The following is a 23,497-nucleotide window of genomic DNA, read 5'->3' on the forward strand; positions in this document are numbered from 1 at the left end:
CATAGAGTTTTAGGGCTTAAAAATTAGGCAGGCTAGAGATGCTCTGAAATCCAGTCAATCAAATCTAAACATAGGTTTAGTGTTTTATCTGATGAATCTAATTTAGTATTTAGTTCCACAAAATCTAGAGAACAAACTAGCTTAGTTTCTAACAAGGATTTTAGGGCATATTTACCTTCAGAAATATTTATACCATCTCCTACAGGTGTTCCTGTGCCTGGCACTAAATTTGAATCAAGACAATCTATGTCAAAGCTTAAATGAACCGCATCTATATCTTTAGCTTTTAGTTTATCAATTACATCTTTCATTATAGCTTCTATGCCTAACTCTTTTATATTATTTGTAGAATATAAATTTATCTTATTATCTTTGATAATTTTAGTTTCTCCTTCATCTAAATCTCTAGCAGCTATTAAAAATACATTTTCAGGGTCTACATTTACTCCATGATAATATAAGCTTGTTAAATTCTCATGACCTATTCCCATAGCTGCAGCTAAAGGCATGCCGTGAATATTTCCAGAAGGAGTTGTTTCATGAGTATTAATATCTCCATGGGCATCAATCCAAACTACTGCTAATTTAGAATATTTTCTGTTCACACCTTTTAAGCTTCCAAGTCCAAGGGCATGATCTCCACCAATAACTAAAGGAAAGTTTCCTGAGCTAATAGAGGTGTATACTTGATGTGCTAAATTTTTATTAACATCTACAATTTCTTTTAAGTATTTCATTTTGCTATGCTCAGCATACTTGTCTTCTTCAGAAACTTCAGGAACATATATATTTCCCATATCATAGACATTATGATTATGATTTTCGATAATTTTAATAATACCATTTTCTCTTAATTTATTAGGGGATAAGTCTACACCTTTTCTATCACAACCATAGAATAAAGGAACTCCTATAACGTTTATGTTCATTTTGCATACCTCCAAAAAATTTTTTTGTACAAAAATCAATTATACATTAAATCAAAAAAGATTTTAACTACTTTGGAAAAATGCAAATAATTAAAAAGAACTTAAAAATTCAGTCAATTATTATTGGAAACAATCATATACTATTGTATATAAATTTTAAAATGATATAATATATGTAAAGATAAAAGTTATCCTGATGTGTTCGCAAGACTTATTGGTTCAACCGACACAATAGAAAAGGGATTTTCAAAATCTTTAAGGATATGGAGAATTTAATATTTTATTAAATTTTGATAGAATTAAGGTGCGAAAAGCCCACCTGGTATAAAGCCGGGTGTGTACTGTAAGTTAAACGGCATGTTGGGAAACTTATTAAATGTAATCAAGAGCCTCTTTAGAGGCTCTTATAATTTTATTTTAGAGAATTTAATTCGTTTAATGAGTTTTTACATGTGCAATTCCAATTAGCTAATTCTATATGATCTAAAAAATATCCTAAAACCTTTTTTAGTGTCCCCATCATTTTATTCATGTTTTCACTTACTTCTTTGTGGGTTAATGAATTATTTGATATTCCAGCAGCGTAGTTAGTTACAAGCGCTATAGTTGCATAACATAAGGAGGCTTCTCTTGCAAGAATTACTTCTGGTACATTAGTCATACCTACCACATCACCACCAAGCATTTTATACATGTTGATTTCAGCAGGAGTTTCAAATCTAGGCCCTTCAGTGCAAATATAAGTACCCTTTTGAACTACAGGGACATTAAAAGCATTAAAAGCATTTATAAGTCTATTTCTTATTTCATTGCAATAGGGCTCTGTCATATCTACGTGCACAACGCCAGCTCCTTCTTCATCAAAAAAAGAATAGCTTCTGTTTTTGGTAAAATCCATAAAGTCACTAAGTAATACAAAATCTCCAACGCCACAGTTATTAATACCTCCCACAGCAGCAGTAGAGATAATTAGATCTACATTTAATTCTTTCAATGCGGATATAATACCTTTGTAATTTACATTAGAAGGTATTAATTTATGACCAGAGGAATGTCTTTCTATAAAAAAAACTTCTTTATCATTTCTATTACCTTTTAAATAGGATATTTCACCATATTTAGTGTGGATGTGGTGATTCATTGTATTTTCAATAAATGAACTATCGTAAACGCCTGTGCCGCCTATTATACCTATCTTCATATATACGTGGTTATCCCACTTCCCCCTTTCAATTAACAAATAAAATATATTCATACTTTAATATTCTACATTGGAGTTTTGTAACCTTTAAATAAAAAAACTTTTCATTATAATTTAAACTTTGATATAATATACTATGTAGAGATATACATGAAGTAAATTTTATTATCTATGTTGTTTTACTTACATTTAAATATATGGTATCGTAAGTAGAATTTTGGTGAAGATTAGTTAATATTTCAACTTTTCAAGTTATAAAATAAAAAATTTCAAGGTAAGTAATACTTAATTAGATATTAGGTACTAGGTGCTAAAATAAAAAATTGTAGGTGAGTAATACTCTTTACTTTCTACTTATTATTTCTTACTTTGTATAGTGTAAAACTTAAAATTTATATGCGAAAGTTGAGTTAATATGTATCTGAGATTAATAAAATGTGTTATGGGAGGATATAATATGAGCATGGAAGAATTAATAGGAAGAATTAATTTTTTATATAAAAAGAGTAATGTAGAAGGTCTTACTCCAGAGGAAAAACTAGAACAACAGGAATTAAGGGAAGAGTATATTGGAATAATAAAAGGCAATTTTAGGGCTCAACTTAATACCTTGAAAAAAGTTTCCTGTAGGTAGCAATTTTAATAATACAAGAAAGGAAAATATATATGGGGGTACAAGTAGAAGAAATAATAGAAGAACTAGGATTAGAAGTTTTAGTTAGAGGAAAAGATAATGTAAATATAGATATAAGCGATATAAACAGACCAGGTCTTCAGTTTTCTGGATTTTATAATTATTTTGCCAATAAAAGAGTTCAAGTAGTAGGCATGGCGGAATGGAGCTTTTTGGATGCCATGTCTGTGGAACTTAGGAAAAAAAGATTAAAAAAATTTTTTCAGTTTGAAACACCCTGTGTTATAATTACAAGAAATCAAGAACCCCATGAGGAACTTATAGAAAATGCCCAAAAAAGTAATACATGGGTTTTAAGGACAGATAATATATCCACAAGATTTATAAGTAAATTAATGGGATATTTGGATGATAAATTAGCTCCAGACACAAGAGTACATGGAGTTTTAGTAGATGTGTATGGTATAGGAATTCTTATAACTGGAGAAAGTGGTATTGGCAAAAGTGAAACTGCATTAGAACTTATTAAAAGAGGACATAGATTAGTTGCAGATGATGCAGTGGATATAAAAGCTATTGATGGAAAGTTAAAGGCATCATCTCCTTTTATAACTCAAGGAATGCTTGAAGTTAGGGGGATGGGCATAATAGATGTACCAGCACTTTATGGTTTAAGTTCTGTATTAGAAAACAAAACAATACATTTAATAATTAATTTTGAACAGTGGAAAGAAGGAAAACATTATGACAGACTTGGACTAGATAAAGATTATACAAATATATTGGGGGTTGATGTAAGAAAACTTACTATACCTATAAGACCAGGAAGAAATATAGCAGTTATTATAGAGGCAGCAGCAGTTAATTTTAGATATAGCTTAAATTCAAAAGAAACTCCGGTAGATACCATAGAAAAAAGAATGGACATGAAAAAGTAAATGCTATAAAATTGTGTTAGAATATAATTAGTAAATCATTAAATTAATAAATCATTAAATTAATAGAATATTGGATTAAGGACTATTAATTTGGTAGATTATTAAATTAATCCATTATTAAATATAATATTGCGAGTAAAATACAAAAAAACATATTTGTATTTTATTATATAATTTAGTACAATGTATATATGAATTAAAATTTTCATAGGGGGGAGAAAAAATGACAGAAAAAAAACAAAACTTAGAAAAAAAATATGAATTTGCTTGGGACAAATACACAAAGGAAGATATGGAGAAATTAAATGCTCTATGCGACAGATACATAGACTTCATGTCCAAATGCAAAACTGAAAGAGAATGTGTAAACGAATGCATAGCTATGGCTGAAAAGGCTGGCTACAGAAACTTATCTGATCTAGTAAAAGAAGGTAAAACTTTAAAAACTGGAGATAAGGTTTATGCAAACAACATGGGAAAAACTTTAGCTTTATTTGTAGTAGGTAAAGAACCAATGGAAAAAGGTATGAGAATACTAGGAGCTCACGTAGACTCTCCAAGATTAGACCTTAAACAAAATCCATTATATGAAGATGCAGATTTTGCTATGTTAGAAACTCACTATTATGGTGGAGTTAAGAAATATCAATGGGTAACAATTCCACTAGCTATACACGGTGTATTTGTTAAAAAAGATGGTTCTCTTGTAAATATGGTAATAGGTGAAGATGAAAATGATCCAGTAGTTGGAATATCTGACCTATTAATTCACTTATCAGCTGACCAAATGAAAAAATCTCTTGCTGAAGGTGTTGAAGGAGAAAATTTAAACATTACATTTGGAAGTATGCCTGTAGAAGACAAAGAAGCTAAGAACAGAGTTAAAACTAATATATTAAGAATGTTAAATGAAAAATATGGAATAGAAGAAGAAGATTTCGTTTCTGCTGAATTAGAAGTAGTTCCAGCAGGAAGAGCAAGACATTATGGATTAGATAAGAGCATGGTACTTGCTTATGGACATGATGACAGAGTGTGTGCATACACTTCTTTTGAAGCAATGATGAAAATAGAAAATCCAGAAAAAACTTGTGTAACTTTACTTGTAGATAAAGAAGAAATAGGAAGCGTTGGAGCAACTGGAATGCATTCAAGATTCTTTGAAAATGCAGTGGCTGAAGTTATGAACTTAACTGGAGATTACAGTGAATTAAAAGTAAGAAGAGCTCTTAAAAATTCAAAAATGTTATCTTCAGATGTTAGTGCTGCATTTGATCCAAACTATCCATCAGTTATGGAAAAGAACAACTGCGCTTACTTTGGTAAAGGTATAGTATTTAACAAATATACAGGAGCTAGAGGAAAAGGCGGATGCAACGATGCTAACCCAGAATTCATAGCTCAATTAAGAAGCATAATGGAAAAACACAATGTTTCTTGGCAAACAGCTGAATTAGGAAAAGTTGACCAAGGCGGCGGCGGAACTATAGCTTACATTCTTGCTCAATACGAAATGGAAGTTATAGACTCAGGTGTTGCTCTTCACAACATGCATGCTCCATGGGAAATAGCAAGCAAAGCTGATATATATGAAGCTGAAAGAGCTTACTATGCATTCTTATTAGAAGCATAATTGTAAATTAGAAATATAATTTAAAACCATAATTATATAAAAAAGTTAGATAATAATTATATAAGAAACACTAGATAATAATAATGCCCAATTACTATCCTAAAATCCCTAAAAGTTATCATGCTTAATAGGGATTGGGAGTAGTAATTGGACATTTTGTTTAAATACTTATTTAAAAATTTCATTTAAAAACTTGTCTAAATAATCACCCTTAAGGCATACATCACCCAATGTGCCATGAGTACTGTCTTTATCATTTATTCCATGAAAATCGGAGCCAGCGGTTACTAGTTTACCCGTCTTTTTTGCTAATTTTATAAATTTTTCTTCCTCATCAGAATTGTTAAGAGGATATATGGCTTCTATTCCGTCAAAAGGGAGTTCTAACATATCTTCCATAGGGGTTTTCTTTATTAAAACTGGATGTGCAAGAACAACCACAGCATTGAGATTTTTTAATAAATTAATACCTTCTTCTGTGGATATTTTTTTATTTGGAACATAAGCAGGACTACTACTATTTATAATGTTTGAAAATATATAATCCCAACTGTAGTTATAGCCTTTTTCTATTATGGCTTTAGCAATATGTGGTCTTGCAATAACACCCTTTGCATCATGCAGAACCTTTTGATAATCTATGTCTATGTTAAAAAACTTTTTTAAGTTAGCTATTATCTTTTTACTCCTCGCTATTCTAAAGCTTTGTATATCTTGAAGAAATTTATTAAAATCCTTATTTTTATATTCCTCATTCTTAAAATAACCTAGTATGTGGACAGTTTCTCCATTATAAATGGTAGAAAGTTCTATACCTGGGATAACTTTCACTCCTAAAGATTTACCAGCTTTAATTCCATTTTCTAAGGAATCTAATGTATCATGATCTGTTATGGATATTACATCAAAGCCTTTTTTACTGACAATATCTAATAGCTGCAAAGGGGATAAGCCTCCATCTGATGCGGTAGTGTGCATATGAAAATCGCCTTTAGTATACATTATTATGTCATCCTTTCTAAAATAAATGTTAAGTACATTTAAAAAAACATGCATTATAAATAATTATATACTTATGCGATATTTTTTTATAGGGGATTTTATAGCAATATTTTATTCCATATCATTTGGAATTAAATATTTGCAAAAATTATATAAATTATATCCCTTATACATTGGAGTCATGTCTATATAGTCCATTGGATATTTGCCATCCCAAGGGAATATGGAAACATATTGTTCATCATATACATTAATAACAAATTTATTTTCATCTAAATTAAAAAATATTTTATACTGCGGCTTTTCTGGAAGACTTAAGGGTTTTTTAATAAAATTTTTTTTATCTATAGAATTCATAAAATTTAGTATAGTACTTACATCTTCTTCTTTTAACTCCTTAACTTTATAAAAATTAGTATCCAAAAGGGTTATTTTATATTTATTGCTTAAAGCTATGCTATTTGCAAGTTTAGAAAAATAATAGTCTTCTTTGGTTTTTTCATTATTTAGTTTTATATAACTACAGGCAGCTAATGTGAATGAAAGTAATATTAATAAACAAAAAAGAAAAGATTTAATAGCATTTCTCATAACAAATCCCTCCTACCATTCCTATGTTAAAATATGATTTAAAAAATTTTTTTATTACATCATATACATATATGTATATTTTTTTAGATAAATGTACATTAATTAAAAATAGGAAGTAAGAGAAAGAGGGGATAATATTGAGGATAGGTATTCCTAAAGGATTATTGTATTATAAGTACGAAATATTTATGAAGACTTTTTTTGAAGAATTAGGTTGTGAAGTTATAGTTTCTCCAAATACCAACAAAGAAATATTAAACTTAGGAGTGAAGTATGCGGTAGATGAAACCTGCGTACCCATTAAGGTTTTTCATGGTCATGTGGCGTATATAAAAGATTCTTGTGACTTTATGGTTATACCTAGGGTAATGAGACTTTATCCTAGGGAGTTTATATGTCCTAAATTTTGTGGACTTCCAGAGATGATAAAAAATAGCATACCAGATATGCCTCCTATAACTGAAGGAGAAATTTACGCTTATGATGAAAAAAGTTTCCTTAAATATTTGTATAATGTAGGAAAGAATATTACTAATGACAAGAAAAAAATTTATAGAGCCTATGAAAGAGCAGTAGCTCTTCAAAAACAGCATAAAATATTTCCAAATAAGTTTAATTATAATATGAAAATAGCACTATTAGGTCATCCATATAATGTGCAGGATAGTTTTATGAATATGAATATTGTAAAGAAACTTAATAAATTAGGGGTAGGGGTTATTACAGAGGAGAATCTTCAGGATGAGGATATTAATAAACACTCAAGGGAACTTTTAAAAAGACCCTTTTGGACTTTTGCTAGAAAATCCTATGGCTCAGCAGTTAACCTATGGGAAAGCAAAGAAATCAATGGAATAATTTATTTATCATCCTTTGCCTGTGGCATAGATTCTGTGGTAATAGAACTTATAAAAGACAAAATAGGGGAATTTCCTTTCTTAATATTAAAAATAGACGAGCAAACTGGAGAAGGGGGATTTAATACTAGAGTAGAGGCTTTTGTGGACATGATTGAAAGGAGAAAAGAATATGAAGATAACATTTCCCCATCTAGGGAATGCGTACATTGCAGCTAAAATGTTTTTTGAAGAAATGGGTGTAGATTATGTGGTACCACCTCTTAGCAATAGGGAGGCTTTGAAAATAGGAGCACTTCATTCACCAGAGGAGATGTGTTTGCCATTTAAAATAATGATAGGGAATTATATTCAAGCCATAGAAAAAGGAGCAGATACTGTAATAATAGTTGGAAGTTGTGGTCCTTGCAGATTTGGAGAGTATTGTGAGCTTCAATTAAAACTATTAACAAGGCTAGGGTATGATGTGAATTTTATAGTGCTGGATCATCCAGGAGACATAGGAATGAAGGAACTTTTATCAAGAGCAGGAAAAATAATTGAAAATAGCCCAAAGAGTAATGGTGAAAAAATAATAGCAGCTATTAAGGCTTTGAGGGGAATAAATTTAATGGATGAAATAGAAGCTAAGGCTCACTATTATGCAGGATATGAAGTTAACAAAGGTGAGTGTAAAAGAATACTTCAAAATTGTAGAAAAAATGTGGTAGAGGCTGAAAATTTAAATACAGCTTTAAATATACTTAAGGAATATAAAAATAAAATATGCGGTATAAAAATGGATAAAAATAAAAAGCCTTTAAAAATTTCAATTATTGGAGAGATTTATACAGTAATAGAGCCCTTTTCAAATTTATATATAGAAGATAAGCTTATGGATTATGGTGTTAGCAGTAGCCGAACTTTAACTCCTAGTTGGTGGGTTAAGGATGCGGCTTTAAGAAATTTTAGATTAAATTCCATAGCTATAAGAAGGGCTTCTAAGGAATATTTGCCTTTATATATAGGAGGTCATGCCAGAGAATGTATAGGAGAGGCGGTTTTATCCAGTAAAAAGGGATTTGATGGAGCAGTTCAGCTATTTCCTATGGGGTGTATGCCTGAAATAGTTAGTAAGGCAATATTACCTAACATATCAAAGGATAAAGATTTTCCAATAATGACTTTAGTATTGGATGAGATGACTGGACAAAATGGTTATGTAACTAGAATAGAGGCTTTTTTAGATCTTTTAGAGAGGAGAAGAGAGAGATGTATCATTTAGGTATAGATGTGGGCTCTGTAAGTACAGACATAGTTATGTTAGATGAAAATATGGAGATTATTGAAAAAATATATTTGAGAACTAAAGGAAGGCCCATAAGAGCAATTCAGCAAGGATTTAATATGCTTAAGGATAAATATAAGGATGAAGAAATTAAATCAGTGGGAACTACAGGCAGTGGTAGGGCTATAGCGGGTTTTTTAGTTGGAGCGGATTCAGTTAAAAACGAAATAACTGCTCATGCAGTAGCAGCACTGGAACTAGATAAAGGAGTAAGGACAATTTTAGAAATAGGTGGTCAGGATTCTAAAATAATAATTTTAAAGGATGGTATAGTTACGGATTTTGCCATGAATACTGTATGTGCAGCTGGTACTGGTTCTTTTTTAGATAGACAGGCGGAGAGATTAGAAATACCTATAGAAAGATTTGGAGAGTATGCCTTAAAGTCTAAAACTCCAGTGAGAATAGCAGGAAGATGTGCTGTTTTTGCAGAGTCGGATATGATACATAAGCAGCAGTTAGGTTATGATCCTTCAGACATAATAAGGGGCTTGTGTGAGGCATTGGTTAGGAATTATCTTAATAATGTAGGTAAGGGAAAGGAAATAGAATCTAAGATATTTTTTCAAGGAGGGGTGGCAGCCAATATAGGTATGAAGGAAGCTTTTGAGAGAGTCTTAAATAAGGAAGTTATTATACCTCCATATTATGATGTAATGGGATCTATAGGAGCTGCAATTATAGGAAAGGAAACTTTAAAGAAGAAAAAAGCTAAAACAAATTTTAAGGGATTTAATATAGCAGATAGCAAGGTGGTATCTGAAAGTTTTCAATGTAAGGGTTGCGCAAATAGGTGTGAAGTTGTTAAAATTTTAGAAAATGGTAAGGAAATAGGATGTTTTGGAGATATGTGCGGAAAATGGACTGAAAGATTAGTAGTTTAGTTATGTTATAATTATTGCATAATATTACTAGAAGGTGATTATATGCTAAAGGTTTCATTATTAGGCACAGGAGGAACTATGCCTTTGCCAGGAAGAAATTTAACAGCTCTTTTGTGTAAGTGCAAAGGCAGTATGATTTTAATAGACTGTGGAGAAGGCACCCAGGTGGCTCTTAAAGAATTAGGATGGGGAATTAAAAATATAGATGTCATTTGTTTAACTCATTATCATCCAGATCACATAGTAGGTCTTCCAGGTTTTTTATCTACTTTGGGCAATAGCGAGAGAAGAGAAAAGATAACCATAATGGGGCCAAAGGGGTTACATAAAATAATGGAAGCTGTAATGGTTATGGCACCATATCTACCCTATCCTATAGAACTTTTAGAAATACCTGTAGAGGGGTTAGAACATTTTTCAATAGGTAATTACTATATAAAATCCTTATATTTAGAACATAGTGTTCCTTGTGTTGGGTATTCTATAGAAGTAAAAAGAGGAAGAAAGTTTGATCCTAATAAAGCTAAAGAACTTATTATACCAGTAGAATATTGGAATACACTACAAAAGGGTGGCAGTATACTTTTAAATGGTAAAACTATAGAAGGAAATGAAGTTTTGGGTCCTGAAAGAAGTGGATTAAAAATAAGTTATTGCACAGATACAAGACCCGTAGAAAATATTAAAGAAATTTGTTATAAATCTGATTTATTTATATGTGAAGGTATGTATGGCAGTGATGACTATTTAGAAAGGGCTTTGGGAAATAAGCACATGCTTTTTAGTGAAGCAGCAAAAATAGCTAAAAGTGCAGAAGTAAATGAAATGTGGCTTACACATTTTAGTCCTTCATTAAATGAGCCAGAAGGATATCTGGAGAAAGTAAAGGATATTTTTGAAAATACTATAATTGGTGAGGATTTAATGGAAAAGGAATTAAAATTCAAGGAGAATTAATATACCAGAAGATTGGCCATAAATATAAATTGCGATGCAATTTTATAATGGACAAGGGACAAGGGACAATGGACAATGAATGAAGTTTTTCTTACAGAAAAACTAAAATTTTAAAAGACCTAAACATAGAATTTATCTATATTTAGGTCTTTTTCTGTTTTTAATTTTAGTTTTGCATTAGCAAAACATCCATAATTGTCAACTGTCAACTGTCAATTGTCAATTATAAGAATGTTGCGTCGCAACATTCTTATGTTACGGCTTAAATAACATTTAATCTAAAAATCCTTTTGCTTTAAGAAGTTCTGCAGTGAGTACAGAGCCGCCAGCGGCACCTCTTAAAGTATTATGAGAAAGACAAACAAATTTATATTGGAATAGGTTATCTTCTCTTAATCTTCCAATACTTATGCCCATACCTTTTTCTAAATCTCTATCTAATTTAGTTTGAGGTCTATTGTCTTCTTCAAAATAAGTTAAAAATTGTTTTGGAGCATTTGGTAAGTCTAAAATCTGAGGATCCCCTTTATATTCCTTCCAAAGCTGTATAATTTCATCCTTTGTAGGTTTATGTTCAAAAGACACAGAGACAGTAGCTAAATGTCCATCAGAAACTGGAACTCTTATACATTGAGCAGAAATTATAGGTTCATCAGCATTAACTATCTTATTTCCTTCAATATGACCCCATAATTTTAATGGTTCTAATTCACTTTTTTCTTCCTCTCCACCTATAAAAGGAATCACATTGTCAATTATTTCTGGCCAATCTGAAAATATCTTTCCGCTACCTGATATAGCTTGATAAGTAGAGACTAATATTTTAGTTGGGTTGAATTTCATAAGGGCATTTATAGCAGGTACATAGCTTTGTATAGAGCAATTTGGTTTGGCCACTATAAATCCTCTCTTAGTACCTAGACGTTTCTTTTGTTCTTCTAATATTTCTAGATGCTCCGGATTTATTTCTGGAATTATAACAGGTACATCAGAGGTACCTCTATGGGCAGAATTATTTGAAATCACAGGTATTTCTGCCTTTGCATAGTTTTCTTCTAGTTCTCTAATTTCATCCTTTTGCATATTTACAGCGCAAAATACTAAATCTACTTCATTTTTAATTTCGTCAATGTCATGTAAATCTTTTACTATTATATTTTTAACCGTTTCTGGTATTTCATTTTCTAGTTTCCATCTATTTTTTATAGCATCATAATAACTTTTTCCCTTTGAACTTTTACTTGCAGCTAAAATTGATATTTGAAAAAAAGGGTGATCATGTAAAAGTGTAACAAGTCTCTGACCTACGAATCCTGTGGCACCTAGTATGCCTACTCTTAATTTTTTACTCATTTTGATACCTCCATAGTTTTATATAATATAAACTTACAGTTTAAATTGAAATTAAGGATAAAACTCTCTTAGGAGCTTACTAAAATATATTATTCTTATTATCACATCATTACCATTGTAATTCAATAGTATTTTTTTACTGAAATAATAGTAAATTTTTTTTAATACCTCTCTATATTATTATATAAATATTTTTTGCTATATTTATTGCTAATAATGCTTGAAATATTGCAAAAAGTGCTATAGCATGAAAATATGCAAAGTATATATTAACAGGCAGAGAGGGGTGACTTGGGCTAGAAAGTTTTCTTAGCTCAATATAATATATGAATGAAAATAATAAAAGGGGATATTTAAAAGAGGATTTTAAGTTTTTTCATTTGAAAGATAAAAAAAGTTTAGATTTGGAATTTCATTATCATGATTTTAATAAAATAATAATTTTTCTTTCGGGAAATGTTACTTATTTAATAGAAGGAAAAGCTTATAAATTAAAGCCATGGGACATACTTTTTGTAAGTAGTGGGGAAATACATAAACCACTTATTGATTCAAAACAAGTATATGACCGTATAGTTATATGGATAAATCATGAGTTTATTGAAAGTCACAATAAAAATGGATGTAATCTTCTTAATTGTTTTAGCTTAACTAAAAAGAGAAAGTTGAATATTTTAAGATTAGATGGTAATGGTTTAGAGGATATAAAGTATACCCTAGATAAATTAGATGACACCTGTTCCATAGAGGGATTTGGTAATGAAATACTTAAAAATGCACTTTTTTTAGAACTTATGGTTTACTTAAATAGACTTTTTATGAATACATACACAGATAAAAATCAACAAACAAAGGATGTCCAATATGATGAAACAGTAAATTCTCTTTTAGATTATATAAATGAAAATTTAAGCAAAGATTTAAGCATAGATAAACTTTCTTCCATTTTTTATGTTAGCAAATACTATTTAATGCATAAATTTAAGGAACAAACAGGGTATACCATACACAGTTATATACAGAAAAAAAGATTAATAAAAGCTAGTGAGTTTATAAAAAGTGGAAAACCTGTGACACAGGTATATTTGGAATGTGGCTTTGGAGATTATTCTAATTTTGTTAGAGCATTTAAAAAGAATTTTGGATATGCACCAAAAGAGTATTATAAAAAGAGAAAGAGTTCTTATAATACTACTAATATAGAGGGATAGAAGGGAATAAGTAAGAGGTAAGAGGGAATAAGTAAGAAGTAAGGAGTAAGAAGTTGGCATTTTAAAATTAAATTTTGCATATTATTAAAGGTAATATTTTTTAGGGGAATGATTTATGGATTTAAGAACTTGCGAAAATTTGATAAACAAAATGGAATGCAATATATACAATCTCCAAAGCATAAGCTATAGGAGCTTTAATATGTGTGAAAAAATGTTTTATAATAGCTTAATTCAGCAGGAGATGTATAAGGTAAATGTGTTAAAAAACTTTATATATAACATGCGAACAATGGAAAATACATTTGAAAACTTGAAAAATATGAGACAGCAAAGTTTTACTCTAGAAGAACTTTCAAAATATGATGGAAAAGATGGAAATAGGGCATATGTAGCTATTGATGGTGTGGTTTATGATGTAACTTATAATGCAGCTTGGGCTGCTGGAACACATTTTGGACTTAAAGCTGGAAATGATTTAAGTAAAGAAATTAGTACTTGTCATAATAAAGAACAGATTTTAAAAAGTTTAGAACAAGTGGGAATATTGAGGTGATTAGTAGTGAAGGATAATGTGTGTCCAGTAATTAAATCTAAAAATGTTACTGCTAGAGCTTTGGTAGAATCAGCAGTTTCTCAAATAAAAATTGGAAATAAAAAAAAGATGAACTTAGTATGGATTGAGGCGTCAGGTTGTTCTGGAAATATAATTTCTTTGTTAGATGGATGTGCGCCTAATGTGGGATATTTTTTAGAGGATCTAGTGGATTTTAAATATAATAACAGCATTATGAAGGCTCAAGGGGAACAGGCTCAAGAGCAGTTATTGGCTACTCTCGATACAGAGTTTATTCTTATAGTGGATGGAGCGATAGCCACTAAGGATAATGGAATTTATAATGTAGTGGCTAATTATAAGGGAAAAGCTATAACGGGAATGGAAGAGGTAAAAAGAACTGCAATTAAAGCAAAATATATATTAGCCGTTGGTACTTGTGCATCTTATGGAGGAATTTCAGCAGCAAAGCCAAATCCTACTGGATGTATAAGTGTTTTTGATTATCTAAAAAAAGAAATTAATAGGGAAGCTATAAGGGTACCAGGCTGTCCAGCACATCCTGATTGGATTATGGGAACTTTAGCTCATTTAATATTATTTGGAGATATGGAACTTGACGAGGACAGAAGGCCTATTATTTTTTATGGAGTGACTATACACGATATGTGTCCTAGAAGGGCATATTTTGAAAAAAGGATATTTGCAAAATCCGTGGGAGAAAAGGGATGCATGTTTAAACTAGGTTGTAGGGGGCCCGTTACTAGAACAGATTGTCCTACTAGAAAATGGAATGATTATGTAAATTGGCCTGTGGGAGATAATACCCCATGTATAGGGTGTGCCCAAAAGGGATTTCCAGATGCTATGGAGCCATTTATAAATTTTTAATCTAAGATAAAAAAGGTAAATGAAAGGGGTGATTATGTGACGGATAAGGTAATTATTAATCCTGTAACTAGAATAAGTGGATATCTGCAAATAACCGCTTATATAGAAAAAAACAAGATTGTAGATGCCAAAAGTCAAGGAATGCTTTTTAGGGGTTTTGAAAAAATGTTGAAAGGAAGACCCCCTCTTGATGCTATTTATTTTACTGAAAGAATTTGTGGCATATGCTCTACAGCGCACTCAATGGCTTCTGCAAGAGCTTTAGAAAATGCTTTTAACATACAGCCAGATAAAAATGAGGAAATGATTAGAGATGTACTTCACGGTAGTGAATTTTTACAAAATCATTTAAGACATTTTTATCAATATGTTATTCCCGATTATGTTAATGGATTTAATATAAATCCAATATATTCAATAACCCATGAGGATTTTAGAATACCTAAAAAAGAAAGTGAAAAAATTATAGAAGATTATTTTAAGTCACTAATTTATAGTAGAAAAGCCCATGAAATATTAGCTATTTTAGGAGGAAAAGCGCCTCATAATCATGGAGTTTTTGCGGGAGGAGTTACGGTTAATATAACGGCACAAAAAATTGTTCAAATAAAGGCATTGGTTACAGAAATAAAAGAATTTATCCAAAATAATATGTTGGAGGATTTAAGTATAATAACAAAATACTATAGGGATTATTTTAATATAGGTACAGGATGTAAAAATTTAATGACTTATGGTGTGTTTGATAGTTATGGAAAAGATATTTATTATGTATCTCCGGGAGTTATCGTAGATGGGGTAGAAGAAAAGTTAAATATAAAGGATATAAATGAAAATATATATAGCTCATGGTATAAGGCAGAAGATAATACATTGGACATACCAGACAATGATTGGCAGGTAGATCCTTTTAAGGAACTGGGATATAGCTTTATAAAGGCTCCAAGATATAAAGGCCATGCAGTACAGGTAGGGCCTCTTGCTAGAATGTATATAAGTGGAGGGTATAGAAGGGGCATTTCAACCATGGATAGAATTGTAGCTAGAGTATTAGAAGCTGAAAAGATAGCAAATATTATGCTTAAACTTTTAGATAGAATAGTACCTAAAGATAGTACTAATAAAGCATTTACTTTACCTAAAAATGCTGTAGGATACGGATTTATAGATACTACCCGTGGAGCACTAGCTCATTATACAAATATACAAGAGGGAGAAATAAAGAATTATACAATAATAACACCAAGTACTTGGAATTTATCTCCTAAGGATTCTAAGGGAATAGTCGGTGCACTAGAGGAAGCATTGATTGGTACCCAAGTGGATAATCCTAAAAATCCTACAGAAATAGGAAGAATAGTTAGGTCTTTTGATCCTTGCGTTTCTTGTGCTACTCATGTTTTGAGCGAAAAATTTTCTACTTTGGATATACGTATAGTGTAATGAAGGTAAAGCATATGAAATAAAATATTAGTATGGAAATTATGGATAAAGTCATAAGTATATAAATATCATGTAATAGCAGAATTAAAAAGTATAATAGCATAAGAGTATATTTAAGAAAGATTTAAAAATTATATCTATAAAAATAATTTCAAATAAAAAATATAGAAGTTGGGGTATTTATGGGAAAAAAGATTATAGCCATAGGAAATAGGATAATGAAAGACGATGCTGTTGGTATATTAATTGGGGAAGAGTTAAAGAATGATTTAGAAAGTTTGGGTTTTGAAGTTATATTAGGGGAAACAGATGTGGATTATTGTTTAAGTTTTATAGATAAGGATGACTTTATAATTATTTTAGATTGCACTCTTTATGGAATAGAACCAGGAAAAATTACTGCCTTGAATATTAAGGATAACAAAAATTTTTTTGAAAAGGGATATTCACAGCATCAGTTAAGCCTAATAAAGCTTTTGAATAGCTATAGCATGAAAAATGTAACGGGATATATTATAGGAATAGAGGGGGTAAATGTTAATTATGGAACAGAATTAAGTACGGAGCTTTTAGAAAAATTTAATCATATAAAAAATCAAGTGTACAATAAAATAACATATATGTGTTAAGTTAAATTATGAATTACAAATATCAATTATCAGGTACATGAACTATGGTGGCTTTTGTAAGATTTATATAAAATATAAATTTTATATTAGAAAAATAATTATAATATGTAGGGAAAAGTTTTATTAGTTAAAAAACAAAATAGGGGTGGTGGAAAAATGCATGATTCATTTTTGATGCAGAATATTTCTAGTGCAGTTAAAGAAATTTGCAACAGAAATAATTTGAAAAGGGTAAGCAATATAGAAATTTCGGTAGATCATAGTAGTCATATAACTGAGGAAAATCTTTTAGATCACCTTAGGGACTTAAACAGTCAAGTAGTAGATAACAATACGAAGGTAAAGGTAAATTATGAAGATATGGAGGAACTTATGGCTATTATTAGAAAGGTTGAAGGGGATAAAATATAATGAAGCCAGAACTTATTTTAACAGATAATAAAGGAAAAAGAGTACAGTGTGAAGATGAGATAAAGGAATGTGCATTGCTTTTAAATCAAGGTAAAATTTTAGGCATTAAAGGCATAGGTGGTTTTCATATAGTGTGCAATGCTCTTAATGAAGAAGCAGTTTTGAAAATTAGAAATAGAAAAAAAAGACCACATAAACCTTTAGCCATGATGATGAAGGATATTGGGGAAGTTAAAAAATACTGTGAAGTTAGTAAAAGGGAAGAGGAAATTCTCATTAGTAATAAAAGGCCTATAGTGCTTTTAAGAAAAAAATATAACAGTAATATATGTCAATATATAGCACCTAATATGAGAAGTTATGGGGTAATGCTCCCATACACTCCAATGCATAATTTATTATTTTTAGAAGATTTGCCACCACTTGTGATGACTAGTGGAAATATAAGTGGTAGTCCCACGGAATACACAGATGCGGGGGCACTAGAAAATCTTTCTACTATAGTAGAATTTTTTTTACTTAACAACAGGAAAATAAATACTCCAGTGGATGATTCTGTAGTTAAAGTGGTAGAAGACAAAGTTATCATAAGTAGACCTGGAAGGGGATTTTCTCCTTACTGTTTACATGAAAATATAAATAACAAAATATTAGCCCTTGGAGGAGAACAAAAAGGTACATTTTCTTTTTCTTTAAATGGCATATCATATATGAGTCAATACTTTGGAGATTTAAAAGAGCTAAAGGTCTATAAGGAATACTTAAAATGTATAAAAAACATGAAAAATATATTCCAGTTTCAAGAGAGAATTGTATCTTTTGATATGCATCCCAATTATATGTCCACTGTCTATGGAAAGAGTTTAAACTCTGTTAAAGTTCCTATTCAGCACCATCATGCTCACATGGCAAGTTGCATGTTAGAACATAATATAATGGATAAGGTTATAGGCATAATATATGACGGCACTGGCTATGGGTTGGACGGGAATAGCTGGGGGGGAGAGTTTTTTATTGGAAATAGAAAAGATTTTAAAAGAGCAGCACATTTTAAATACACAAAAATTCAAGGGGGAGATTCTGCTCAAAAAAATATATGGAAAATAGGAATAAGTTATTTAAAAAATATTGAAGATGGAGAAATAATGAATATTGGATTGAACCAAATAAAATCTTCATTAGAAAAAGCAAAGATTAAATTGGAAAGTGGTGATTACAATACTGATTATGAATTAAAAACTGCTGAGGAATTTTCAGAGGAGTGTTTAATAAAGTCTTATGAAAAGTTGTGGGAAAAAACTATAGAAAATTTATGGTCAGCATTAGATAACGATTTGAATTGCTATAAAACCTCTAGTGTGGGGCGATTATTTGACGCGGTCAGTTCTATTTTGGGGTTAAGAGAGATAATAAGTTACGATGCACAAGGGGCTATAGAGCTAGAGGATATTTTAGATGAAAGAATTAAGGAGAGCTATCCCTATGTGATAGAGGATGTATTAGATAAAAAACAGGATGATAGTATGTATATAGTAGATTATTCACCTATGCTTATGGATTTATTAAAAGATATGCAACGAAATATAAAAAGTTCAGAAATAAGTGCAAAATTTCACAATACAATCATTAATATTACAGTAGAAATGGCTAATAGATTAAGAGAACAATTTAAAATAAATATAGTTGTTTTAAGTGGAGGAGTTTTTGAAAATAGATATATTTTAAAAAATACCTATAGAGGTTTAAAGGATCAAGGATTTCAAGTATTTTTTAATGAAAAAATACCTACTAATGATAGCGGAATTTCTTTAGGACAAGTTGCTATAGCGGAAGAAATAGTAAATAACAGAGTATAAATAATAAATAACAAAGTATAAATAATAAATAACAAAGTGGAGATAAAAGATAACAAAGAAAGAGTGATTTAGGTTACTAATGAAAATCAATAATATTTGATAGTTGATATTTGTAAGAAGGTGTATATTATGTGCCTTGCAGTAGGTGGAAAAATAAAAACTTTAGATTTGCCCTTTGCCCTAGTGGACATTAAAGGAATAGAAACTTGTGTCAATGTGGAGCTTTTAGAAAATCCTAAAAATGGGGACTATGTATTAGTTCATGCTGGGTTTGCCATTGAAAAGATACAGGAAGAATATTTTAATTATTTAGATTGTGCTTTGAAAGAAATGTTGGAAGAAGATGAGGGGTAAAATGGAAATTAAAAAGGTAGATAATTTGCAAAGGGTAATAAATAATATAAACAAATATGCAAATCTTATAGATGAAGAAAATATAAATATAATGGAAGTGTGCGGTACTCACACTAATTCTATAGCTAAGTATGGTATAAACAGTGTTATTTCTAATAAAATAAATTTATTATCAGGGCCGGGATGCCCTGTATGTGTTACTAATGAAGACTATATAGATAAGGCAGTGTATTTATCTTCAAAGGATATAACCATAATAACCTTTGGAGATTTAGTTAAGGTTTCAGGGAATAATTGCAGCTTAGTTGTGGCAAAATCTCAAGGGAGAGACATTAGGATAGTTTATTCTATAAGTGAAGTGATTTCCATAGCAAGGGAACTGTATCCTAAGGAAGTTGTATTTTTAGCAGTAGGGTTTGAAACTACAGCGCCAGCTATTGCAACAATTATAAGGAAAGTTCATGAGGAAAATATAAAGAATTTATCAGTATTAACATCAATAAAGATAATGCCACCAATACTTAATAAAATCCTTAGTAGCAAGTATAAAAAAATCCACGGCATAATTTGTCCAGGAAATGTGGCAGTAATAGCAGGTGGAGACAGATTTAAATTTGTTTATGAAAAGTATAAGATACCAGCAGTGATAAGTGGTTTTGAAGGGAAAGAAATATTGGCTTCAATATATTTTTTAATTAGGGATATTTATAAAAAAGCAGAAGGTAAAAAACAAATTGGATTTAAAAATTTATATATAAAATGGGCAAGCACTAAGGGAAACAAGTTGGCACAAAGTTTAATAAAAGATGTATTTAAAATAGAAGATGTGGTTTGGAGGGGAATTGGCAATGTTGAAAATTCAGCGTTAATTATAAATGATAAATATTCAACTATAGATGCTGAAAAGAGATTTCATTTACAAAAGCATTTTAATAAAAAGTTTTATAAGGATGAGTACTTAATAAAAGAGCAATTTAGAAATGGTCATAAGGTTTGTAATAATGATTATAAAGCTTGTAGATGTAAAGATGTGCTTCTTGGCAATATATATCCCTTTCAATGCAGTCTTTTTAGAAAGGTGTGTAACCCTGAAAAACCTGTAGGGCCATGCATGGTGTCAGAAGAAGGGGCTTGTTCAGTTTATTATAAATACCATAGGGAAGCTTGAAAATCATGTGAAAAAGTTGAGTAAGTAATATAAAGGTTAAGGATTGGGGGAGAATAAAAATGGGTGAAAATTATATACAGCTTATTCATGGAGAAGGAGGAAAGCATACTCAAGAGTTAATAGGAGATGTTTTTTATAAAAATTTTAACAATGATATTTTGTTAGAAAATGATGATTCAGCAATTATAAATCTTCCTTCTAAAAAAATTGCATTTACAACGGATTCTTTTGTGGTAAATCCTATATTTTTTAGGGGAGGAGATATAGGAAAATTAGCTGTATCTGGCACCATAAATGACTTGGTAGCTTGTGGGGCAGAGCCTTTATATTTAAGTTCGGCTTTTATTATAGAAGAGGGATTTAGCAAAGAGGATTTAATTAAAATTGTAGAGTCTATGAAGAGAACTTGTATTATGGCTAAAGTATCTATAGTTACTGGAGACACAAAGGTAGTGCCTAAAGGTAAGGGGGATAAGATATTTATAAATACTACAGGAATTGGAGTTTTAGATGGTTATGTATCTAAATATATAGCAGCTGGTGATAAAGTTATAATAACTGGAACTGTTGGAGAACATGGTACTGCCATTGCTGTGGACAGATATAATTTAAAGGTTACAGGGGATATAAAAAGTGATTGTCAGCCTCTTAATCATATTTTAAAGTGTTTAAAAAAATATTATCCTCATATAAAGTTTATGAGGGATCCTACAAGGGGTGGTGTAGGAGAAGTATTAAATGAAATATCTAAAAAATCTGGATTAGGCGTACATCTTTTTGAAAAGGATATTCCTATAAGAAAGGAAGTAGATGCTATAAACAGTATGCTGGGAATAAATCCTCTTTATTTGGCCTGTGAGGGAAGAATGATAATTGTTGTGGATAAAGAAGCTTCTCTTGCATTGCTGGAGGATTTGAGAAAGCAATGTGATTCCCAAGCAAGCATTATAGGGGAATTTACAGATGAAAATTCTTTTGTATATATTGAAAATTATTTTGGTGGTGAAAGGATATTGGGAGAGTTGGATGGGCAGATATTGCCGAGAATATGCTAAATAGGTTACTAGTCTATGAGAATTTTTTTATAAAAATTACTTGCATATAAATGAAATCTATGGTATTATAATTTTCGTGAGATATGCCGGTGTGATGGAATTGGCAGACGTAGTGGACTCAAAATCCACCGGTGGCAACACCGTGCCGGTTCGAATCCGGCCACCGGCACCAGCTATAAAAAACCCTTCAACCTTGAAATTTAATATTTCAAAGTTGAAGGGTTTTTCGTTGTAACATAATAAATTTTTAAGAGTATTATTGGCTATTATTAACTAATCTAAATCTTCTCTATTATGCGGTTTTTGAATTGATCAAATCAGATATACGTCAGTTGCGATAATTTGCTTTCAACATTCTCAAAAAGGATATATAATATATATGGAAATATGCAAAAGGAATACTTTTAGGGGGAGTTAAAATGAATAGATTACTGAATTCTATAATTGAAAACAACAGGAAATGGACTAAAGAAGGACAGGTAGCCTCTTATATACCAGAGCTTTCTAAAGTTGATTCAAATTTATTGGGCATTTGTATATCCACGCTAGGGGGAGAAGAACACTGTGCAGGAGATAGCGATACTAAATTTACAATTCAAAGTATATCTAAAATAGTAACACTTATGTTGGCTATATTAGACAATGGAAAGGATTATGTATTTTCCAAGGTTGGTATGGAACCAACAGATACGTCCTTTAACTCTATAGTAAATTTAGAAATAAAAGATGCCCACAAACCTATAAATCCTATGATAAATGCTGGTGCCATTGCTACAGTATCTATGATAGCAGGAAAGGATTCGGAGGAAGTTTTTGAAAGAATACTTAAGTTTACTAGAAAAATAAGTAATAACCCTAATATAGGTATTAATGACAGCGTTTACAAATCTGAAAAGGAAACAGGAGACAGAAATAGAGCTCTTGCATACTTTATGAAGGGCACTGGTGTATTAGATGGAAATGTTGAAGAAATATTGAATGTTTATTTTAAACAGTGCTCTATAGAGGTAACTTGCCGGGACTTAGCTAGAATAGGAGCTATGCTTGCTAATGACGGCATAATGCCTTGGAGTGGTGAAAGAGTTGTGCCAAGAGATGTGGCTAGGATAGTAAAAACCATAATGGTTACTTGTGGCATGTATGATGCTTCAGGAAAATTTGCTGTGCAAATAGGCGTACCTGCTAAAAGTGGTGTAGGCGGAGGAATACTAGCTTGCGTACCAAGAAGAATGGGAGTAGCGGTTTTAGGACCTGCTCTAGATGAGAAGGGAAATAGTTTAGCTGGAATAAAAGTTATGGAAGAGCTATCTAAACAATTGGATTTAAGTATATTTTAAACAACAAGACACTAAATTATTTAAGCAGCTAGAAGGAATAATAAATTAATATATTTTTAGGATTTATATAAAAATCTGCCATTAAAGAAGTAGTAAAGTTGTAAAGGGTTCTAAGTTACAATTTTTTATGGATTTAAAGGCAGATTTTTTATAAATAACTTTAGTTCTGCAAAATAAAAAGTCAAATTGGTAATGCTACCAAAAAATAAATATGGCACACCGACGGTTTCCGTGATATATAAAAGTTATTACTCAATTAATCACACGGGAGGTTGTCAGT

At 30.7% G+C, this 23,497-nt stretch carries 23 protein-coding genes, 1 tRNA gene and 1 other RNA gene; 20 read left to right on the forward strand and 5 right to left on the reverse strand.

The features are described from left to right. Nucleotides 1-32: 32 nt before the first annotated feature. The gene (gene rocF, locus FGK85_RS05945) at nucleotides 33-929 is read right to left on the reverse strand and encodes an arginase (RefSeq protein WP_138204680.1); all 897 of its coding nucleotides are present in this window, start codon (nucleotides 927-929) and stop codon (nucleotides 33-35) included. A gap of 187 nt (nucleotides 930-1,116) precedes the next feature. On the opposite strand from rocF, the gene ssrS reads away from it, so the two are divergent. Continuing rightward, nucleotides 1,117-1,300, forward strand: a non-coding RNA gene (gene ssrS, locus FGK85_RS05950) — 6S RNA. Nucleotides 1,301-1,341: 41 nt separating this feature from the next. On the opposite strand, the gene FGK85_RS05955 is transcribed toward ssrS, so the two are convergent. Beyond that, nucleotides 1,342-2,130, reverse strand: coding sequence for an S-methyl-5'-thioinosine phosphorylase (locus FGK85_RS05955; RefSeq protein ID WP_138204682.1), 789 nt, complete (start codon nucleotides 2,128-2,130; stop codon nucleotides 1,342-1,344). A 457-nt stretch (nucleotides 2,131-2,587) separates the two neighbouring features. Between FGK85_RS05955 and FGK85_RS05960 the strand changes: the two genes are divergently transcribed. From FGK85_RS05960 to FGK85_RS05970, 3 genes are all read left to right on the forward strand, one after another. After that, nucleotides 2,588-2,764: a DUF896 domain-containing protein gene (locus FGK85_RS05960; RefSeq protein ID WP_138204684.1), complete on the forward strand. Its 177-nt coding sequence runs from the start codon at nucleotides 2,588-2,590 to the stop codon at nucleotides 2,762-2,764. 32 nt (nucleotides 2,765-2,796) lie between these two features. Then, a complete protein-coding gene (gene hprK, locus FGK85_RS05965; RefSeq protein ID WP_138204686.1) occupies nucleotides 2,797-3,702 on the forward strand; it encodes an HPr(Ser) kinase/phosphatase in 906 nt (301 codons plus the stop codon). A 223-nt stretch (nucleotides 3,703-3,925) separates the two neighbouring features. Continuing rightward, nucleotides 3,926-5,335, forward strand: a complete 1,410-nt coding sequence (locus FGK85_RS05970; protein WP_138204688.1) for an aminopeptidase — start codon at nucleotides 3,926-3,928, stop codon at nucleotides 5,333-5,335. A gap of 168 nt (nucleotides 5,336-5,503) precedes the next feature. Here FGK85_RS05970 and FGK85_RS05975 read toward each other — a convergent pair whose 3' ends face one another. Together FGK85_RS05975 and FGK85_RS05980 are read right to left on the reverse strand one after the other, a co-directional pair. Then, the gene (locus FGK85_RS05975) at nucleotides 5,504-6,337 is read right to left on the reverse strand and encodes a PHP domain-containing protein (protein ID WP_138204690.1); all 834 of its coding nucleotides are present in this window, start codon (nucleotides 6,335-6,337) and stop codon (nucleotides 5,504-5,506) included. Between the two features lie 111 nt (nucleotides 6,338-6,448). Beyond that, complete coding sequence (locus tag FGK85_RS05980) at nucleotides 6,449-6,928, reverse strand: DUF4883 family protein (protein WP_138204692.1); 480 nt, start codon at nucleotides 6,926-6,928, stop codon at nucleotides 6,449-6,451. A gap of 137 nt (nucleotides 6,929-7,065) precedes the next feature. Here FGK85_RS05980 and FGK85_RS05985 point away from each other — a divergent pair, with 137 nt between their 5' ends. From FGK85_RS05985 to FGK85_RS06000, 4 genes are read left to right on the forward strand one after another with little or no spacing between them, the layout of a single operon-like run. Further along, complete coding sequence (locus FGK85_RS05985; RefSeq protein WP_138204694.1) at nucleotides 7,066-8,004, forward strand: acyl-CoA dehydratase activase-related protein; 939 nt, start codon at nucleotides 7,066-7,068, stop codon at nucleotides 8,002-8,004. Next, entirely contained in the window at nucleotides 7,958-9,049 is a 1,092-nt protein-coding gene (locus FGK85_RS05990; RefSeq protein WP_138204696.1) for an acyl-CoA dehydratase activase-related protein, read from the forward strand. Before FGK85_RS05985 ends, FGK85_RS05990 begins: the two co-directional genes overlap by 47 nt. Then, a complete protein-coding gene (locus FGK85_RS05995; protein WP_138204698.1) occupies nucleotides 9,037-9,996 on the forward strand; it encodes an acyl-CoA dehydratase activase in 960 nt (319 codons plus the stop codon). Before FGK85_RS05990 ends, FGK85_RS05995 begins: the two co-directional genes overlap by 13 nt. A gap of 42 nt (nucleotides 9,997-10,038) precedes the next feature. Continuing rightward, on the forward strand, nucleotides 10,039-10,953 hold the full coding sequence (locus FGK85_RS06000) for a ribonuclease Z (protein ID WP_138204700.1): 915 nt from the start codon (nucleotides 10,039-10,041) through the stop codon (nucleotides 10,951-10,953). Between the two features lie 273 nt (nucleotides 10,954-11,226). Here FGK85_RS06000 and asd read toward each other — a convergent pair whose 3' ends face one another. After that, nucleotides 11,227-12,306, reverse strand: coding sequence for an aspartate-semialdehyde dehydrogenase (gene asd / locus FGK85_RS06005; RefSeq protein ID WP_138204702.1), 1,080 nt, complete (start codon nucleotides 12,304-12,306; stop codon nucleotides 11,227-11,229). Nucleotides 12,307-12,632: 326 nt separating this feature from the next. Between asd and FGK85_RS06010 the strand changes: the two genes are divergently transcribed. The 12 genes from FGK85_RS06010 (at nucleotide 12,633) to glsA (ending at nucleotide 23,217) form a co-directional block, all read left to right on the forward strand. Next, a complete protein-coding gene (locus FGK85_RS06010; RefSeq protein WP_138204704.1) occupies nucleotides 12,633-13,517 on the forward strand; it encodes an AraC family transcriptional regulator in 885 nt (294 codons plus the stop codon). Nucleotides 13,518-13,632: 115 nt separating this feature from the next. Then, nucleotides 13,633-14,073, forward strand: coding sequence for a cytochrome b5 domain-containing protein (locus tag FGK85_RS06015; protein WP_138204706.1), 441 nt, complete (start codon nucleotides 13,633-13,635; stop codon nucleotides 14,071-14,073). A 6-nt stretch (nucleotides 14,074-14,079) separates the two neighbouring features. Then, a complete protein-coding gene (locus FGK85_RS06020) occupies nucleotides 14,080-14,964 on the forward strand; it encodes a hydrogenase small subunit (protein ID WP_138204708.1) in 885 nt (294 codons plus the stop codon). Between the two features lie 36 nt (nucleotides 14,965-15,000). Beyond that, nucleotides 15,001-16,407, forward strand: a complete 1,407-nt coding sequence (locus FGK85_RS06025) for a nickel-dependent hydrogenase large subunit (protein ID WP_138204710.1) — start codon at nucleotides 15,001-15,003, stop codon at nucleotides 16,405-16,407. 182 nt (nucleotides 16,408-16,589) lie between these two features. Then, complete coding sequence (locus tag FGK85_RS06030; protein ID WP_138204712.1) at nucleotides 16,590-17,036, forward strand: hydrogenase maturation protease; 447 nt, start codon at nucleotides 16,590-16,592, stop codon at nucleotides 17,034-17,036. A gap of 156 nt (nucleotides 17,037-17,192) precedes the next feature. Beyond that, nucleotides 17,193-17,447, forward strand: a complete 255-nt coding sequence (locus FGK85_RS06035; RefSeq protein WP_138204714.1) for a hypothetical protein — start codon at nucleotides 17,193-17,195, stop codon at nucleotides 17,445-17,447. Further along, nucleotides 17,447-19,303: a Kae1-like domain-containing protein gene (locus FGK85_RS06040; protein WP_138204716.1), complete on the forward strand. Its 1,857-nt coding sequence runs from the start codon at nucleotides 17,447-17,449 to the stop codon at nucleotides 19,301-19,303. The genes FGK85_RS06035 and FGK85_RS06040 overlap by 1 nt, the downstream gene beginning before the upstream one ends. A gap of 129 nt (nucleotides 19,304-19,432) precedes the next feature. Continuing rightward, entirely contained in the window at nucleotides 19,433-19,657 is a 225-nt protein-coding gene (locus FGK85_RS06045; RefSeq protein WP_138204718.1) for a HypC/HybG/HupF family hydrogenase formation chaperone, read from the forward strand. 1 nt (nucleotide 19,658) lies between these two features. Beyond that, a complete protein-coding gene (gene hypD, locus FGK85_RS06050) occupies nucleotides 19,659-20,825 on the forward strand; it encodes a hydrogenase formation protein HypD (RefSeq protein ID WP_171011342.1) in 1,167 nt (388 codons plus the stop codon). A gap of 59 nt (nucleotides 20,826-20,884) precedes the next feature. After that, nucleotides 20,885-21,880, forward strand: a complete 996-nt coding sequence (hypE, locus tag FGK85_RS06055) for a hydrogenase expression/formation protein HypE (protein ID WP_138204722.1) — start codon at nucleotides 20,885-20,887, stop codon at nucleotides 21,878-21,880. A gap of 85 nt (nucleotides 21,881-21,965) precedes the next feature. Continuing rightward, nucleotides 21,966-22,052, forward strand: a tRNA-Leu gene (locus tag FGK85_RS06060). Between the two features lie 247 nt (nucleotides 22,053-22,299). Beyond that, nucleotides 22,300-23,217 (forward strand): glutaminase A, encoded by a 918-nt coding sequence (gene glsA / locus FGK85_RS06065; protein ID WP_138204724.1) that lies wholly within the window; start codon nucleotides 22,300-22,302, stop codon nucleotides 23,215-23,217. Nucleotides 23,218-23,497: the final 280 nt, after the last annotated feature.

Source organism: Haloimpatiens lingqiaonensis (assembly GCF_901447495.1).
In the GTDB taxonomy this organism is placed as follows: domain Bacteria; phylum Bacillota; class Clostridia; order Clostridiales; family Clostridiaceae; genus Haloimpatiens; species Haloimpatiens lingqiaonensis.

What these genes read in the sequence shown, in the direction of transcription:
- FGK85_RS05990 (WP_138204696.1), top strand. Translation starts at nt 7,958, where the DNA reads ATGAAGATAACATTTCCCCATCTAGGGAATGCGTACATTGCAGCTAAA.
- FGK85_RS05980 (WP_138204692.1), bottom strand. Translation starts at nt 6,928, where the DNA reads ATGAGAAATGCTATTAAATCTTTTCTTTTTTGTTTATTAATATTACTT.
- hprK (WP_138204686.1), top strand. Translation starts at nt 2,797, where the DNA reads ATGGGGGTACAAGTAGAAGAAATAATAGAAGAACTAGGATTAGAAGTT.
- FGK85_RS05970 (WP_138204688.1), top strand. Translation starts at nt 3,926, where the DNA reads ATGACAGAAAAAAAACAAAACTTAGAAAAAAAATATGAATTTGCTTGG.
- FGK85_RS06000 (WP_138204700.1), top strand. Translation starts at nt 10,039, where the DNA reads ATGCTAAAGGTTTCATTATTAGGCACAGGAGGAACTATGCCTTTGCCA.
- FGK85_RS05995 (WP_138204698.1), top strand. Translation starts at nt 9,037, where the DNA reads ATGTATCATTTAGGTATAGATGTGGGCTCTGTAAGTACAGACATAGTT.
- FGK85_RS06030 (WP_138204712.1), top strand. Translation starts at nt 16,590, where the DNA reads ATGGGAAAAAAGATTATAGCCATAGGAAATAGGATAATGAAAGACGAT.
- FGK85_RS05975 (WP_138204690.1), bottom strand. Translation starts at nt 6,337, where the DNA reads ATGTATACTAAAGGCGATTTTCATATGCACACTACCGCATCAGATGGA.
- FGK85_RS05960 (WP_138204684.1), top strand. Translation starts at nt 2,588, where the DNA reads ATGAGCATGGAAGAATTAATAGGAAGAATTAATTTTTTATATAAAAAG.
- asd (WP_138204702.1), bottom strand. Translation starts at nt 12,306, where the DNA reads ATGAGTAAAAAATTAAGAGTAGGCATACTAGGTGCCACAGGATTCGTA.
- FGK85_RS06015 (WP_138204706.1), top strand. Translation starts at nt 13,633, where the DNA reads ATGGATTTAAGAACTTGCGAAAATTTGATAAACAAAATGGAATGCAAT.
- hypD (WP_171011342.1), top strand. Translation starts at nt 19,659, where the DNA reads ATGGAAATTAAAAAGGTAGATAATTTGCAAAGGGTAATAAATAATATA.
- FGK85_RS06045 (WP_138204718.1), top strand. Translation starts at nt 19,433, where the DNA reads ATGTGCCTTGCAGTAGGTGGAAAAATAAAAACTTTAGATTTGCCCTTT.
- glsA (WP_138204724.1), top strand. Translation starts at nt 22,300, where the DNA reads ATGAATAGATTACTGAATTCTATAATTGAAAACAACAGGAAATGGACT.
- hypE (WP_138204722.1), top strand. Translation starts at nt 20,885, where the DNA reads ATGGGTGAAAATTATATACAGCTTATTCATGGAGAAGGAGGAAAGCAT.
- FGK85_RS06040 (WP_138204716.1), top strand. Translation starts at nt 17,447, where the DNA reads ATGAAGCCAGAACTTATTTTAACAGATAATAAAGGAAAAAGAGTACAG.
- FGK85_RS05955 (WP_138204682.1), bottom strand. Translation starts at nt 2,130, where the DNA reads ATGAAGATAGGTATAATAGGCGGCACAGGCGTTTACGATAGTTCATTT.
- rocF (WP_138204680.1), bottom strand. Translation starts at nt 929, where the DNA reads ATGAACATAAACGTTATAGGAGTTCCTTTATTCTATGGTTGTGATAGA.
- FGK85_RS06010 (WP_138204704.1), top strand. Translation starts at nt 12,633, where the DNA reads ATGAATGAAAATAATAAAAGGGGATATTTAAAAGAGGATTTTAAGTTT.
- FGK85_RS06035 (WP_138204714.1), top strand. Translation starts at nt 17,193, where the DNA reads ATGCATGATTCATTTTTGATGCAGAATATTTCTAGTGCAGTTAAAGAA.